A 13,091-nucleotide genomic window follows, 5' to 3' on the forward strand; every position below is an offset into this window, starting at 1 on the left:
GTCGCGAATATTCGGCCGTCAGACACATAGTTGGTTTCCATGGATCGTTTGTCATAAACGAGGGTTTTTGAGCATGCCATAGCGCATGCCGTCACGCCCCTTGAATGGCGCGATGGAATCTTCTCAAAACTGTTATAGAAACGGTTGTCGCAAAATGCTATGTGTCCAACGACTTTCAAGAACATTTGGATGGCTATGCGGGTCGGGTACGCCAGGGTCAGCACGATCGATCAAAATCCGGAGCTTCAGCTTGAGGCGCTGAGACGCGCCGGTTGCGAGAAGGTGTTTACCGAGCGCGGGTCAGGCGCTCGCGATGACCGCCCGGAATTGGGCCGAATTCTCTCCGACGTGCTTCGCACTGGTGACACGCTCGTTGTCTGGAAACTCGATCGGTTGGCGCGATCGCTAAAGAAGCTCATCGCGACGGCGGAAGAGTTGGAGCGCGCGAAGATCGGGCTCGTGTCCTTGACCGAGAGCATTGATACGACGACGCCGGGCGGCATGCTGACCTTCCATGTCTTCGGTGCGATCGCCCAGTTCGAACGTGCTCTGATCCGCGAACGCACGACGGCTGGACTGGTCGAGGCGCGGCAACGTGGCCGCAAGGGTGGCCGCCCGCCCGCGATGCGCCCGGGCGATATTGCCGCGGCGCGCGCCCTGATGAAGGAAGGCAGCATACCGGTACGCAATATTGCGCAGCGCATGGGGGTTTCTGTTGCAACCCTCTATCGTCATATCGGCAAGAAGGGTGGCTCTCCCAAAACAGTGGAATCCGAGGACGTCCATGGCTGAGCGGAGAAAGCGGCCGCCCGGAGAGGCTCTTGTCGATCTTCGACGCCGATTGTCGCTGCTTTCTCCCCGTGATCCAGGCCGTACCGAGATTGTTGCTCGTGCCGCCGATGCCTACGGCATCTCGATCTGGACCCTGTATCGGGCGCTGCGGGAGTTGAACCGCCCGAAATCCGTACGGCGCGCCGATCACGGAACCTCCCGGATCGCCCCGCAGCCGGAGATGGAAACCTATGCCGAAATCATCGCGGCCCTGAAGATCAGAACGGCGAACCGGAAGGGGCGGCATATCTCCACGGCGCGCGCCATCAAGCTGCTTGAGGAAGACGGCGTGGTGACGCCCGATGGCCTGGTCCGTGCACCGCCCGGCATCTTGAAACGCGCAACGGTCGATCGGCTGCTGCGTGTTTCCGGCCTGGATTATGCGCGCGTCACCCGCCCGGTGGCTGCCGTCCGATTCCAGGCGCGGCGTTCCAACGAACTCTGGCACTTCGACATGAGCCCGTCCGACCTGAAGCAGGTGGAAGCGCCGCTTTGGGTCGAGGAAGGGCGCGGCCGGCCGACGCTGATGCTGTTCTCCGTGGTCGATGATCGCTCCGGCGCGAGCTATCAGGAATACCGCTCCGTCTACGGCGAGGACGCGGAGTCCGCCTTGCGCTTTCTCTACAATGCCTTCGCCGCCAAGCCTGAACCGGAACTGCCGCTTCAGGGGATTCCAACGACCATCCATATGGATAACGGGCCGGTGAGCCGCTCGCGCGTTTTCCAGTCCGTCATGGGTAGCCTTGGTGTCCGGGTTCTCACGCATATGCCCCCGTCGGACAGCGAGCGGCGCACGCCGGCGCGAGCGAAAGGCAAGGTCGAGCGGCCGTTTCGCACGATCAAGGAAGTGCACGAGACCCTCTATCATTTCCACAAGCCGAAGGACGAAGAGGAAGCCAACCTTTGGCTCAGGCGCGCCTTGGTCACCTACAATAACGGCGACCATCGCACAGAGTCTCATGCACGCATCGAGGATTGGCTGCGGCATCTTCCTCCTGACGGGGTGCGGGCGATGTGCTCCTGGGAGCGGTTCTGCGCCTTTGCGCGCGAACCGGAACGACGGACGGTTGCTGGAGACGCGACCGTATCGGTCGAAGGCGCATCCTATGAGGTCGAGCCCGAACTTGCCGGCGAAACGGTGACCTTGCTCTGGGGCCTGTTCGATCAGGAACTGTTCGTCGAGCATGAGGGCAAGCGCTTCGGTCCATTCCAACCTTCGCGCGGGGCGGTTCCCCTCTTTCGCTATCGCAAATACCAGAAGAGCAAGCTCGAAGAGCGGCTCGACAAGGTGGTGCGCCTGGCAGACCAACTTGGGCTCCCCCGCGCCGCGGTCACCGGCGGGGATCGTCCATTGCCTTCGCTGCCCCCGACCACGGCTGGGCTGAGTGTACGGCGGACACCGTTTCCGGAACCCGCAATAGAGACCGCTTATCCAAATGGCCTCGCAGCCCGTGGGGCCATCGCCGACCAGCTCGGCCGGCCGATCGGCGCGATGAATGCCGGTGACCGCGCCTTCATCAATGAACTGCTTGGAGAAACACTCGACAAAAAGATGATCGCGGCCCGTATCCGCGAACGCTTCCAGGCGCGAAGAAAGGAAGAATGATGCTCGCTGACGTTCAATCCAGTTACGGCCTCGACCGGCCTTTCCAAGGGGCCGGCAACTTTGAGACCGAGCATCAGCGCACGATCATCCGCGAGGTGTGTGCGGCCGTCCAGACCGGTCGGCTTGTCGTGGTCTCCGGCCTGGTCGGTTCGGGGAAAACCCACCTTTTGCGCCGCATCGAGGCCGAACTCACCAAAGCCGGCAAGGTCGCACTCGCCAAATCGCTGGCGGTCGACAAGCGGCGCACTTCGCTGCCATCGCTCATTGAAGCCCTGTTCTACGACTTGTCTCCCGGCGATCGTGCGCAGGTCAAGATCCCCAAGCAGGCCGAGCGCCGGGAGCGCGACCTGCGCGACATCATGAAAAAAGGCAAACGGCCGATCGTCCTCGTGGTCGACGAGGCCCATGACCTGCACCACAAGACCTTAACCGGCCTGAAGCGACTGATGGAGGTGGTCGCCGACGCCGGCGTGCTCCTTTCCGTACTTCTTGTCGGGCATCCCCGGTTGCGCAATGATCTGCGCCGGCCGCAAATGGAGGAGATTGGCTACCGCACGACCATTTTTGACTACGAGGGGATCGGCTCCGCGCGCCGCGACTATGTTGCCTGGCTGCTTGGCGCCTGTGCGGCCGAAGGCGTAAAGGTTGGCGAACTCCTCGAGGAAGAAGCCATCGACCTCATCGCCGAACGTTTGCGCACGCCGCTTCAGATCGAGATGCATCTCACCCTCGCATTCGAGCAGGGCTTTCGCCTCGGCGCCAAGCCGGTTACCGCCGAAATCGTCGAGCAGGTCCTGTCCCGCGCCATCGACGATCTCGAACCGACGTTGACCCGAAATGGTTACGATGCGACGGCTCTGGTCACGCACCTCAATGCTCGGCCGTCGGATATCCGCGCCTTCCTGGCGGGCACCCTTGATCCCGAATATTCCCGTCAGCTGACCGAGCAACTACGACAGGCAGGCGTCCCGGTTTGACCATGCCGTCGCTGGCAATTAATCTGAGCACGTGGGGGATGTTTGCAAGCAGACCCGGATGTTTGCGAGCACATTGGCAGGGAGCGTGAGCACGACGCCCGCTCCATTGTCAGATAATTCGAGCAGAAAATGCCGATGTTTGCGAGCAGAGGCGCTTATGTTGGCAAGCCGCTACACCTATGGCTTCGCCTGGGGCGGCTCACAGCTCTTCACCGGTCGACTTTCCGATCACGTTGGGCGTCATTGGCCCAATGTGCTCGGCATGTGGATTTCGGGCCTCGGGGTCGCCATGGTGGTGATAGGCAGCGGCGTTTGGTGGTGGGCCGCATCGGCCGCCATCGCCGGCTTCGGCATGGCCCTGCTTTATCCCAATCTGTCGGCAGCCGTGGCCGACATCGCCCCGCCCAGCTGGCGCGGCTCAGCCATTGGCATTTACCGGTTCTGGCGTGACCTTGGATATGGCATTGGTGCGCTCGGGCTCGGCCTGGTTGCCCATTTCAGCGGCGCTCTCGAGGCTACATTCTGGTTCGTGGCACTTTCGATGATGGTGTCGGGCTTGGTGTTGTGGGCATTCGGTGAGGAGACCCATCCGCGGATAAACCCGGAAGATTTGGCCTAGCTCATGCCTTGGCATCATGGTGGACGTTGACGTCGCTTGATGGCAGCTTTCAGGCATCCCAGCAGGGCAAGGGGCTATAGTCCCGCAGCCTTGGTAAGGTTTACGCGAAAGCGGTCCCGCCGGCGTTGATAGCGACGGGTCATCTCAGCCGAAACATGCCCTAGCTGCTTCTGGACGTAGCGTTCGTCGACCTCGGCCGATGAGGCGAGACCGGCCCGCAGAGAATGGCCGGCGAACAAGCCCCCCCGGGCATCTTCCGAAAGGTCGCCCCGTACCCCGGCCGCCAGTGCCGCTGTCTTGACCAGGCGGGCGACTTGTTTGTCGTTCAGTCGATCGGCGCCGACGCCCTTGCCCTGCCCAGTCACACGGCGAAACAGCGGGCCATGCGCGATCCGAGCGAGCTTAAGCCAGGTTTCCACTGCCACAACGGGGCAGGTGGCATCAGTGGATCCGCGACCGATTTCCACTTCACGCCATCCGGTCTTGCCCCGAATATTCAGGACCATCCCTTTGTCCAGGATCTCTATCCAACCACGGCCGTCCTCGCTCTGCCCTTCGCCGCCATCGAGGCCGACGATTTCCGAGCGCCGCAGGCCGCCGGCGAAACCCAGCAGCAGCATGGCGCGATCGCGGATGCCACGCAGGCTGCCGCGGTCGAAGGTTTCCAGCATCGCCAGGAGATCCTCGGGCAACAGGGCTTCCTTTTGCCGTGGTGGCTTGGCGTGGGTATTGCGGATGCCAGCCATCACTGTGGCGATGTGGCGATCCTTGCGATCTAGGACTTGCCCGAGCTGGGTGTAATTCCAGGAAAGCGACGAGAGCCGGCGTTCGATGGTGCTGACTGCATTTGGCGCAACCGTAGCCTGGCCTGTCGCACAGGCCGTAATGTAGAGGCCAACAATCTGTGGATCGGGCGGCTGCACTGCCAGTCCCTGCCGGCGACACCAACCAGAAAAATGCTTCCAGTCCGAGGCGTAGGCCAGCCTGGTGTTGGCCGAGCTGGCTGCCTCGACATAGTCCCGGGCGCGATCCGCCAGGCCGCGCAAATGGGCGCGATCGCCGCCCGGAATCGACACGGCGGAATTGCCGACGGGTGCCGCGGCTGCAGCACAGGGCAGGGGGGCGTTGCCGGCGTCGTTTTGCGTGGTTTCGTCGAGGTTTTGGGGCATTCTCTCTATAATGAGCAAAACGTCCGATAATGCAAGATTATCATTCGTTCTGAGATGCCGACAGGTAGGGCGGTTTACAACCAAATCGGTAGCAAAAAGCGCCGCTGCGTGTTACTCTGTTTGCATGAAAATCGCTGCTGATTTGCTCGAGATCGATCTGCCACCAGTGCCGAAGGTGCCGGCCTGGGCGCGCTCGCGCGGCGAGATTTCTTACGATGTCGACGGTGCTTACATGGCGGGTGCAGCGTTGAATTCGTTGGATAGTTTAGTGCGGCAGAGTTGTCCTTGGGCCGGTGCCTGGCGCCAGCGACTGGCCCTGCATAGTGCTAGCGCGGCGGTGAACTTGACCGGTCGGCGCGAGGACGAATCCGCGTTGCGCGATACCCATTTTCTGCGCGGCAAGGGCGATGATCCTGGGCCAGCCGGGCACCTGCTGATGGCCTGGCGCCGCTTGGCCAGCCGGACCACCAGTTGCGACGCAGAGTTGGTACGCCCGGTGGTCGAACAGCATTTTGCTCTGCAGTGGGATGACGTTCTTGCCGAGGTTGTCGCCAATGCCGAAGACCTGACGGCGTCGTCGCGGCCGGCTCCAGCCTTGGCGGCCGAGATTGCCGCTGCCGTCTACCGGGCCCGGCCCGATGCCGAATTGTTGGCCTTTTGGCTTGCTGACATGGTCCTCGCCCAGAAGTTCAGATGGCCTGTTCCGGTGCCCCTGCTGATGGGGCAGGTGGCTTCGCCGACCTTTAAATCGGGCGAACACCGCAAACGCATCCGGCCGGGAGGAGAAGGTTGGGGCAAGGCGGTGTTTTGGGCCTACGCCACGGCGGCGGCAGAAGCCTGCGATCTCGGGTCAGAGCTGGGGCAGCGGGCGGCAATACTGGCTTCGGCGGCGCCAAAGTTGCGCGCTAAAGGTGCTGGCGACGTCATCAAACTGCTACTGTCCGATGACGCGGTGCCGGGCTCCTGGTCCAGCCCAAGACTGTCGGCGCGCGGGGCTCGGCGGCTATTCGATCGCTTGGGAGAGTTGGGGGGAGTGCGCGAACTCAGTGGCCGGCCGACGTTCCGGCTCTACGGTTTGTGAGGCAGGGCAACGGGATGGCCAGGCGCAAAAGGACAGATGCCGAACCGCCGATCTTCGATTCCGAACTGGTCGATATGCCGGCTGACCTACGCTGGCGCGAATGGATGAACCGCATCGAAGCCGTACTGTTCGCGGCGCCCAAGCCGGTGGAGCGCGAGGTCCTGGCGCGGGTGATCGGTCGTGACGCCAGCATCGACCTGCTCATTGACGACATCCGTGAAAGCCTGCGGGGCAAACCCTACGACCTGGTCAGTGTCGCTGGGGGCTGGGCGTTCCGCACCCGAACGGCCTATGCCGATGCCATCGCCACGTCTGCTGCGGTGCCGGACCGGGCGATCGATCTGACTCAGAACGAGGCCATGGTGTTGGTGTCGATCGCCTATCACCAGCCAGTCACGCGAGCAGGGGTGTCGGAAATCCTGGGGCGGGAGGTGTCGCGCGACGTCATCGGGGCGTTGCGGGACAAGAACATGATCACCGCGGGACCCCGCAGCCCGACGGCCGGGGCGCCGTTCACTTATGTGACAACCAAGGGGTTTTTGGAGCATTTTGGGCTAGCTACGCTTCGTGATCTTCCCGAAATTGAGGCGCTCCAAGATGCTGGTCTTCTCTCCAGCGACCATGGCCAGCACGGCGACGTTCCGATTGGCAGTGACCGCTCCGCTGACGAGGCATAGGATTTTGGGAGTGTCAGTGCCACGGTTGTATGGATGCTCGGAAGCGCTCAACCACCCGCCATCTTCGCCGCACCGCAACTTAGACTTTATATTTCATCAATCGAAATATCGAGATAGCGCTCCGGATCGCAACGACAGCACTATGGCATGACGCGCATATCCCACGTCCCATAAGGAAAGTTGGAAACAGCCGAGTTGGCGCTCATCGCGGCGATCAGGCGGGGTCAACCTGGACCGTGACCTTCGTGATGTTAAACTTTGAGACTGCGCCGCCGATCGCCTTCGCGGGATCAAATAGCGCTAAGTTCATCCCGTCGCTGACCGAGCTGCGGTAAACGACGCCGTCATAGCCGTTCTTCTTGATGAACTCACAGAGATACTGGCTGGGAATGTAATCGATTGCGGCCCCACGAGGCAGCACAGGGCGTGTCAACTCATCCCCAAGCCGCTCCAGAAACGCAATGTCCGCCCGCAGCTGACCGATCGCGCTCGCATCGGCCAAAAGGAAGGGCGACACCAGCTTGCGCGGGTTACGCAAATCCACCGCGCGCAGCGGCATAGGAATTGTGAACTCGGCGACGCACGCCACCTCGCCGGTATGAGGCCGGACTTCCGCGGCCGCGGTCTCTGGAATTGAACCGAGATACAAATATGGAATGCCGGGCGGGTTCGCGCGCCCGTGTGATGCAAGCCGCTTTGGCGGAGCACCCATTTCTCCAATAAGATAAACTGTGTCGTCGGACAGGATACGCGCCCGGTACCACTTCGCAGGCATGTCATCCGTCGGCAAATGGCCAAGCAACTCCCGCAGCCGATCCGCGTCCAGGACCTCGTCCAGGAAGTACCGGTTCTTCCACATCAGTTCATCGCGCAGATTTTCCCATTGCGCGAGAGCTTTGCTGTCATAGGCGGACGACGGCGCGAACGGCTTGCGGACGATGTCGCCGTCATCGAGAATCTCAGCGAGTAGCTCCTTCGAATGCGCAACGTCCATTGCGGCATGGCTGAACAGCTGCCAGTCATCTTTCATCCATTCAACTAAGGTTTTGCCCGCGGAATCTGCTTCGTAGATCCCGATTAACAACTCGAAGATGTCAGCGAGGGCACGTGGTTCAACCAGGATAACGGCTGTCGACCCGCAGAAGTCACAGTCCCCCATTCCATGGCTGAGCGAGGGGATGATGTCGCGGCGAAGGCCACGGTCGTCGAAGCATTCGGGGCAACAGAACTTCGGCATGTGATTGCCCGCTACTCGGAAAAAAAGTCTGCGAGCGTCTCGATATGATGGCGCATCGAAAGCTTCTTGACCTGCCCGAGCCCCGGGAAGTGGCCTTTTTCATGCAACTCCCGAAATTCGGCGATGGCTGTGCTAGCAAACAGTCTGGAGGTTCCGGAATCCAGCTTAGCGATCAGTTTTGCCAGCGCTTGGGCAAACTTACCGCCCGGATCAGTCGGCGTGTCCTTTGTCGTTGATACGAAATGATAGATGTACATCACCTCGTCCTTGTCGGGGTCGAGGAACGTCAGGTGGATCGCGACAGCGTACGCGGGGCCGCCACCTTCAACATAGTCGTCGCCAACGATTAGGAAGTCGCCGAACCCGTCCATGTCTTCCTCCTCGAATGTGAGGTGGAGGTCTGAAAACAATTCGACTGCTGGATGATCGGCGTTGCGCCGCCGTTCGAACCCGTCACGAAGAAGGATACGGGTTTTGCTGCCTTTCAGGTGTTTCCGGTAGAGCTTGTGGCAGTGCTTTTCGAAGAAGACGTGTCGAGTCTCAGAGAGGTCATTCCCGAGCGCTTCTGCTAGCGCCTTCGCTTCGGTGAAACCGGCATGGATGAATACAGGACGATGTGCCTGGTGCTTGGTGTGACAGGCCATCGCGTCATCGATATTCATGTCGTTGGTGAGCAAGATGCCGGCGCTAATGCCGTCTTTATTTAGAAATCCATTTCCCAGAAGGGTCGAGATGCTCACGCCGTCCTCAGCATGATCGCCATAGGCTGGATTAATGATCACGATCGCCTCGCCGCCGGCGTCGCAGATCGCCGTCAGGGTTCTCTCTAATCCCTTGAGCGCCTCCCGCACCGGCTCAATGATGGGCACGAACCCCGATCCAGCCATCAGTGCTGCGGTTTCGCGAATGGCGATCAGCTCGAACTGCTTGCCACGAAAATAGGGGTGATACATGCGTTAGGCCCAGGCCATCGACTCGCCCAGCGGCGTAGAGATCGCTTCTACCACATGGGCATGGTCTGCACGGCGCACCGGAATTGAAAGAGCGGCAGCGTGGAGCGAGCGCGGGAGCCGGTCGACGAGGTAAGCTAGTGGCGCCAGATCGCGGGTGCGTTTTAAGGTCCGCACCACTTCGCGGTGAACCGCGACGGGGTCCAGATGCGCGAATAGCGCCCGCATGGCGGCGTGGCGCTGTGTATTGGGAACATCAGGAACGGCAATGCTAAGCGCTTTCAGGATACTCGCAGCTTCTGCTGAACGAAGCGATTCGAACACCGTAGCCGGGCAGATTCGCTCGGGACAATCTACTGCGTCACGCACGGTCGCGATGCGGTAGCGATGCGACAAGCACAGGATACCGACATCCTCCGGAAGGATCAGTCGGACGCCGTCCACATGGCGCTCGCTGACTACAACGTTCACAGATGCGAATACGCGTTTGTAGTTTTCCACTTGGTTGATCAGACGCGCGAGGGAGTCTCGCTCGGATTTGATCTCGTAGACCGTCGAGGTTCCGTTGAGAATGACAAGATCGGCTTTGCACGATCCGGCGCGAAATTCGTTTAGCATTGAGGCGGTGCGCAAGGAGTGTTTGCCCATCAGTATCTTGTGGGTCAGCGCTGACCGATAGATATATTCATCGCGTAGTCCGGCGACCCTGAGAATCGAGAAAGCGGCCTCAAAGGCATCCCCGACTGTGGCTTCTTTCGCGCACAGCTCGGCGAGGCGGGTCTCGCCGAGTAGACGTCCAAACAGCGCAGAGCGCCCCTTCCGGGCCAGTTGCTGGAACACGGCCGAAGAGAACAGGCGCGTCAGCGCTGAAAGTTCTGTTGTACTTACGGTCACGTTTTTCCCCGACGCGCAGACTTAGGCCGCGACTGAGCCAGTTTAGCTTAGCGGCCCTACAACGCAAATCGATAATGCTCAATGGGTTACCTCACCTATCAAGCCGCCATGCTCATATTTGCCGGCAATGCTGGATATCGCGGTCCGGACGTTGCGACTGCCATTGCTGAGAGCATCGGCTCCCGCGAGGCAATTCTCGCGGTCAGTCAATGCGACGTCATCTTCAGTTGCGTCGACACCCACGAGGCAAGGCAGATTGTTGACCTGATCGCGTCTGCCTTTCTTATCCCCTTGTTCGACGTGGGCGTTGTCATTCCGACGCGGAAGGTGGGGAACGACGGAGTAGCAATAGCCGACGTTTGTGGCCGGATCGACTACGTCCAGCCTGGGGGTTCTACTCTTGCTGACCGGCGCGTATTCACTCCCGAGAGCCTCCGCGCGGAATGGCTGCATAAGGCGAACCCAGGCGCATTCAAAGAAGAGCAAGAAGCCGGCTACATCAAGGGGCTGACCGAACAGGCCCCTTCCGTTATCTCGCTCAATATGCGGGCAAGTTCGGCCGTCGTGATGGAGCTCATCGCTCGTACCTTTCCCTTCAGGCACGATGCGAATGAGCTTTATGCCCGGACCACGTTCAGCCTGGCGGCAGCCGAGGAGGAATACACCCCGGAGAGCGAATTCGATCGAGACCCCGACACGGAGCTAGCCCGAGGCGCAGAAGAGCCGCTGCTGGGCATTCCCGCGCTCGGCAAGCCAAAGGGCAGAAAGTGATGAGCCTGCCCCGCTGGTTTCATCGTCTGTGGGATCGGTTCGGCCCCGCGCGTCGACTTCAAACTGTCGTGGGAGACGAGTTGCCCTCCGCGATGCCGTCCAGGGACTTGGTGCTTGCTATCGATGATGGCGAGCCATGGAGTGTGGGCATGATGTGCCCATGCCGCTGCGGCGCCATGATCGAAATGCTTGTGGTCGATGCCGGGAAGCCACGATGGGACATCGCCGTAGATGCCAAGGGTCGGCCGACTTTGCGTCCATCCGTCTGGCGGAATACCGGATGCAAGTCGCATTTCTGGCTGCGTTCGGGCCGGATAGTTTGGTGCGGCAATTCCGAAGCGGACTAGCGCTTTGACTAGCCAGGGTCGATACAGAGAGCCGGGTAGTTGGGTTATCGCATACACGAAAAAGCATGTGAAACACCGCGCGCCCTGGGCATTCTCCCTAGGTCTTAGGAGGCTGGCGGCTTTGGAACGGCAATCGCCGCGTCTATTTCAAGCAGCGCATTGACCACGCTCTCCAGCAACTGCAGACCTTGCACGGCTTGTGGGTTCCTGCCATCGACGCCAAGGCGCTCAAGGCCACTTTGCACCAGGGTCGAACCGAGGTGCGAACCGGCATTGCGAAGGTCAATCATACCAAACAGCGGCCCCATCATCTTCCTGGCCTGTTCCTCGGTTAGGACGGTACCCAACAAGCGCTCAATGGCCTTTAATGACCCTGGCTTCTTCTCGCCCTTGGCCAATGGGGGGCATTGCGCCAGCACCACATCAACATCAACCCGTTCGGTGAAGAGCTGGGTCAATTGCTTGGAAAGTTCCAGCAAACCTTCCGTCTCCGCACTTCGGAACCGATGGGCTCGCGTGAACAAGTCCGGCACCTGGGCATTCTCACGAAGCAGCTGCTGACCATACCGCTCGCGGAAGCTCGAAGCGACACTATCGACGGCCTTTTCAATAAGGGCTTCTGGCGCCTTGGTCGAGGCCGGCTGGACCATCATCTGCGCCTCAAAAAGCTCCTTGGACACACCGCCATCCGGGGTGACGTTGTGGGCGGCCCAAATTCGCTGTTCCCATGGCTTGAGCATGCCGATGTCCTTGGCGAAAACGGTGATCAGACCAAGGTCGTTGACACCGAAATGGACGGTGTCTGAGGTCGCACCCACACCACCAGTATCTCGCGACGCCCAATGAAGCCGACCACCACGATGCCGAAGCAAGGCATTGATGATCCCCGGGTCAAAGTAAAGCCAACCGATGTCTCCATGCAGCCGCGCAGCGGCCACCCGGGTACCATCCGGCTTGGTCACGAAAGAAACCTCATCGGCTGGCTTATCACCGCGGACACGAGGGCTGAATGTTCCCGGCTCCAGCCATTCAGTTCGCCATATGGCGCCTCTGGTGAAGAACGATCCGCGAGGATTGGGCCAACCTGCCGAGGTGGTAGTGTATTCGAGCAGATCTCGCCCCTCAGCCACGTTGATTGGCTTGCGAGACCAGCCGTAGCCGGGATCCTTCTCAGTCACTGCCGTCCGCTCGGCATAGCTCGAGCAAAAGAGACGCATCCCCCGTGCTGCTAGATAGTCGTTGAGGAATTCAGTTTTGATCTCGATGGAAACCGGCTCCCCATTATCGCCTCGGGCCAGCCGTACGACCTCCGGCCACCCTTCTTCGGGCCGGTACCAGCGATCGCCTTCCTGGATAAGCCGGAGCGCCACAACCAGATCAGGATGCAGATGCCAAATCTCCTTGCTCGGCTCCTCGAGGTGCTGGGCAATGACCAGGTTGATGCCAAGTTCGGTGTCTCCCCAGCCACGGAACACATCCGATGACTGGTAGCCCCATGATTCCATACCTGCCCGATGGGGGTTCAGCCCGACATCGTTCCATCCCATCGTGTCTACATCAGCGGACTTGGCGGAATGAACCGCGGCGGTCGCTGTCCCGTGGAATTCGGCTACAGAGATGACCCGAGGCGGGAGATCGTTAAGCGTCGACTCCGTCACCCTCCGCAAGGGGGTCCAGGTGCGCGCCGCGAGCTTCGGCAAGTCAGCCAGATTGAAGAAGGTCTGCTTGATCGTCATAGGCGCTCCTTTGCCTGGCGCAGACCAGGAATCGGTGCCGCGATCGAGATGTGGACCAAGATACGCTCTGCGGCAACGGTGGAGCCTGGGAAACCCCTGCTCCCTTGCTTGGGTGAGCCCTTGGGGTGGACTGAGCGAGGTTGAAGTGCCCACTATGGGATGCCCGCTCGCGCCCCCAGGCGTTTTGCGGCGATTG

General features: G+C 60.7%; 13 protein-coding genes. 8 read left to right on the top strand and 5 right to left on the bottom strand.

The genetic code is table 11. The annotated features are described in order from the left end of the window. The first annotated feature begins 189 nt into the window (after positions 1-189). The 4 genes from K0P03_RS34305 to K0P03_RS34320 all read left to right on the top strand — a co-directional run bounded on the left by K0P03_RS34305 (position 190) and on the right by K0P03_RS34320 (position 4,033). A complete protein-coding gene (locus K0P03_RS34305) occupies positions 190-792 on the top strand; it encodes a recombinase family protein (RefSeq protein WP_003501098.1) in 603 nt (200 codons plus the stop codon). Beyond that, complete coding sequence (locus K0P03_RS34310) at positions 785-2,437, top strand: IS481 family transposase (protein WP_003501095.1); 1,653 nt, start codon at positions 785-787, stop codon at positions 2,435-2,437. Before K0P03_RS34305 ends, K0P03_RS34310 begins: the two co-directional genes overlap by 8 nt. Next, positions 2,434-3,414 carry an ExeA family protein gene (locus K0P03_RS34315; protein WP_003501092.1) on the top strand — a complete coding sequence of 327 codons (981 nt, stop codon included), beginning with the start codon at positions 2,434-2,436 and terminating at the stop codon, positions 3,412-3,414. Before K0P03_RS34310 ends, K0P03_RS34315 begins: the two co-directional genes overlap by 4 nt. A gap of 157 nt (positions 3,415-3,571) precedes the next feature. Continuing rightward, positions 3,572-4,033, top strand: coding sequence for an MFS transporter (locus tag K0P03_RS34320; protein WP_272792122.1), 462 nt, complete (start codon positions 3,572-3,574; stop codon positions 4,031-4,033). A 74-nt stretch (positions 4,034-4,107) separates the two neighbouring features. Here K0P03_RS34320 and K0P03_RS34325 read toward each other — a convergent pair whose 3' ends face one another. Continuing rightward, complete coding sequence (locus K0P03_RS34325) at positions 4,108-5,202, bottom strand: tyrosine-type recombinase/integrase (protein WP_051961367.1); 1,095 nt, start codon at positions 5,200-5,202, stop codon at positions 4,108-4,110. A gap of 124 nt (positions 5,203-5,326) precedes the next feature. Between K0P03_RS34325 and K0P03_RS34330 the strand changes: the two genes are divergently transcribed. Both K0P03_RS34330 and scpB read left to right on the top strand, forming a co-directional pair. Next, entirely contained in the window at positions 5,327-6,283 is a 957-nt protein-coding gene (locus K0P03_RS34330; protein WP_272792123.1) for a DUF1403 family protein, read from the top strand. 14 nt (positions 6,284-6,297) lie between these two features. Continuing rightward, positions 6,298-6,960 carry an SMC-Scp complex subunit ScpB gene (scpB, locus tag K0P03_RS34335; RefSeq protein WP_272792124.1) on the top strand — a complete coding sequence of 221 codons (663 nt, stop codon included), beginning with the start codon at positions 6,298-6,300 and terminating at the stop codon, positions 6,958-6,960. A gap of 214 nt (positions 6,961-7,174) precedes the next feature. Here scpB and K0P03_RS34340 read toward each other — a convergent pair whose 3' ends face one another. From K0P03_RS34340 to K0P03_RS34350, 3 genes are read right to left on the bottom strand one after another with little or no spacing between them, the layout of a single operon-like run. Beyond that, positions 7,175-8,197 (bottom strand): RES family NAD+ phosphorylase, encoded by a 1,023-nt coding sequence (locus K0P03_RS34340; protein WP_272792125.1) that lies wholly within the window; start codon positions 8,195-8,197, stop codon positions 7,175-7,177. A gap of 11 nt (positions 8,198-8,208) precedes the next feature. Then, positions 8,209-9,150, bottom strand: a complete 942-nt coding sequence (locus K0P03_RS34345; protein ID WP_272792126.1) for a sce7725 family protein — start codon at positions 9,148-9,150, stop codon at positions 8,209-8,211. Between the two features lie 3 nt (positions 9,151-9,153). Next, positions 9,154-10,041: a sce7726 family protein gene (locus tag K0P03_RS34350; RefSeq protein ID WP_272792127.1), complete on the bottom strand. Its 888-nt coding sequence runs from the start codon at positions 10,039-10,041 to the stop codon at positions 9,154-9,156. An 81-nt stretch (positions 10,042-10,122) separates the two neighbouring features. On the opposite strand from K0P03_RS34350, the gene K0P03_RS34355 reads away from it, so the two are divergent. Together K0P03_RS34355 and K0P03_RS34360 are read left to right on the top strand one after the other, a co-directional pair. Then, positions 10,123-10,812 (top strand): hypothetical protein, encoded by a 690-nt coding sequence (locus tag K0P03_RS34355; RefSeq protein ID WP_272792128.1) that lies wholly within the window; start codon positions 10,123-10,125, stop codon positions 10,810-10,812. Positions 10,813-10,961: 149 nt separating this feature from the next. After that, on the top strand, positions 10,962-11,159 hold the full coding sequence (locus K0P03_RS34360; RefSeq protein WP_336314313.1) for a DUF6527 family protein: 198 nt from the start codon (positions 10,962-10,964) through the stop codon (positions 11,157-11,159). A 104-nt stretch (positions 11,160-11,263) separates the two neighbouring features. On the opposite strand, the gene K0P03_RS34365 is transcribed toward K0P03_RS34360, so the two are convergent. Further along, positions 11,264-12,895, bottom strand: a complete 1,632-nt coding sequence (locus K0P03_RS34365) for a hypothetical protein (protein ID WP_272792129.1) — start codon at positions 12,893-12,895, stop codon at positions 11,264-11,266. Positions 12,896-13,091: the final 196 nt, after the last annotated feature.

Origin of the sequence: Shinella sp. HY16, assembly GCF_028534175.1 — a bacterium.
GTDB lineage: Bacteria > Pseudomonadota > Alphaproteobacteria > Rhizobiales > Rhizobiaceae > Shinella.

What these genes read in the sequence shown, in the direction of transcription:
- K0P03_RS34330 (WP_272792123.1), top strand. Translation starts at nt 5,327, where the DNA reads ATGAAAATCGCTGCTGATTTGCTCGAGATCGATCTGCCACCAGTGCCG.
- K0P03_RS34340 (WP_272792125.1), bottom strand. Translation starts at nt 8,197, where the DNA reads ATGCCGAAGTTCTGTTGCCCCGAATGCTTCGACGACCGTGGCCTTCGC.
- K0P03_RS34365 (WP_272792129.1), bottom strand. Translation starts at nt 12,895, where the DNA reads ATGACGATCAAGCAGACCTTCTTCAATCTGGCTGACTTGCCGAAGCTC.
- K0P03_RS34305 (WP_003501098.1), top strand. Translation starts at nt 190, where the DNA reads ATGGCTATGCGGGTCGGGTACGCCAGGGTCAGCACGATCGATCAAAAT.
- K0P03_RS34310 (WP_003501095.1), top strand. Translation starts at nt 785, where the DNA reads ATGGCTGAGCGGAGAAAGCGGCCGCCCGGAGAGGCTCTTGTCGATCTT.
- K0P03_RS34345 (WP_272792126.1), bottom strand. Translation starts at nt 9,150, where the DNA reads ATGTATCACCCCTATTTTCGTGGCAAGCAGTTCGAGCTGATCGCCATT.
- K0P03_RS34315 (WP_003501092.1), top strand. Translation starts at nt 2,434, where the DNA reads ATGATGCTCGCTGACGTTCAATCCAGTTACGGCCTCGACCGGCCTTTC.
- K0P03_RS34325 (WP_051961367.1), bottom strand. Translation starts at nt 5,202, where the DNA reads ATGCCCCAAAACCTCGACGAAACCACGCAAAACGACGCCGGCAACGCC.
- scpB (WP_272792124.1), top strand. Translation starts at nt 6,298, where the DNA reads ATGGCCAGGCGCAAAAGGACAGATGCCGAACCGCCGATCTTCGATTCC.
- K0P03_RS34320 (WP_272792122.1), top strand. Translation starts at nt 3,572, where the DNA reads ATGTTGGCAAGCCGCTACACCTATGGCTTCGCCTGGGGCGGCTCACAG.
- K0P03_RS34360 (WP_336314313.1), top strand. Translation starts at nt 10,962, where the DNA reads ATGATGTGCCCATGCCGCTGCGGCGCCATGATCGAAATGCTTGTGGTC.
- K0P03_RS34355 (WP_272792128.1), top strand. Translation starts at nt 10,123, where the DNA reads ATGGGTTACCTCACCTATCAAGCCGCCATGCTCATATTTGCCGGCAAT.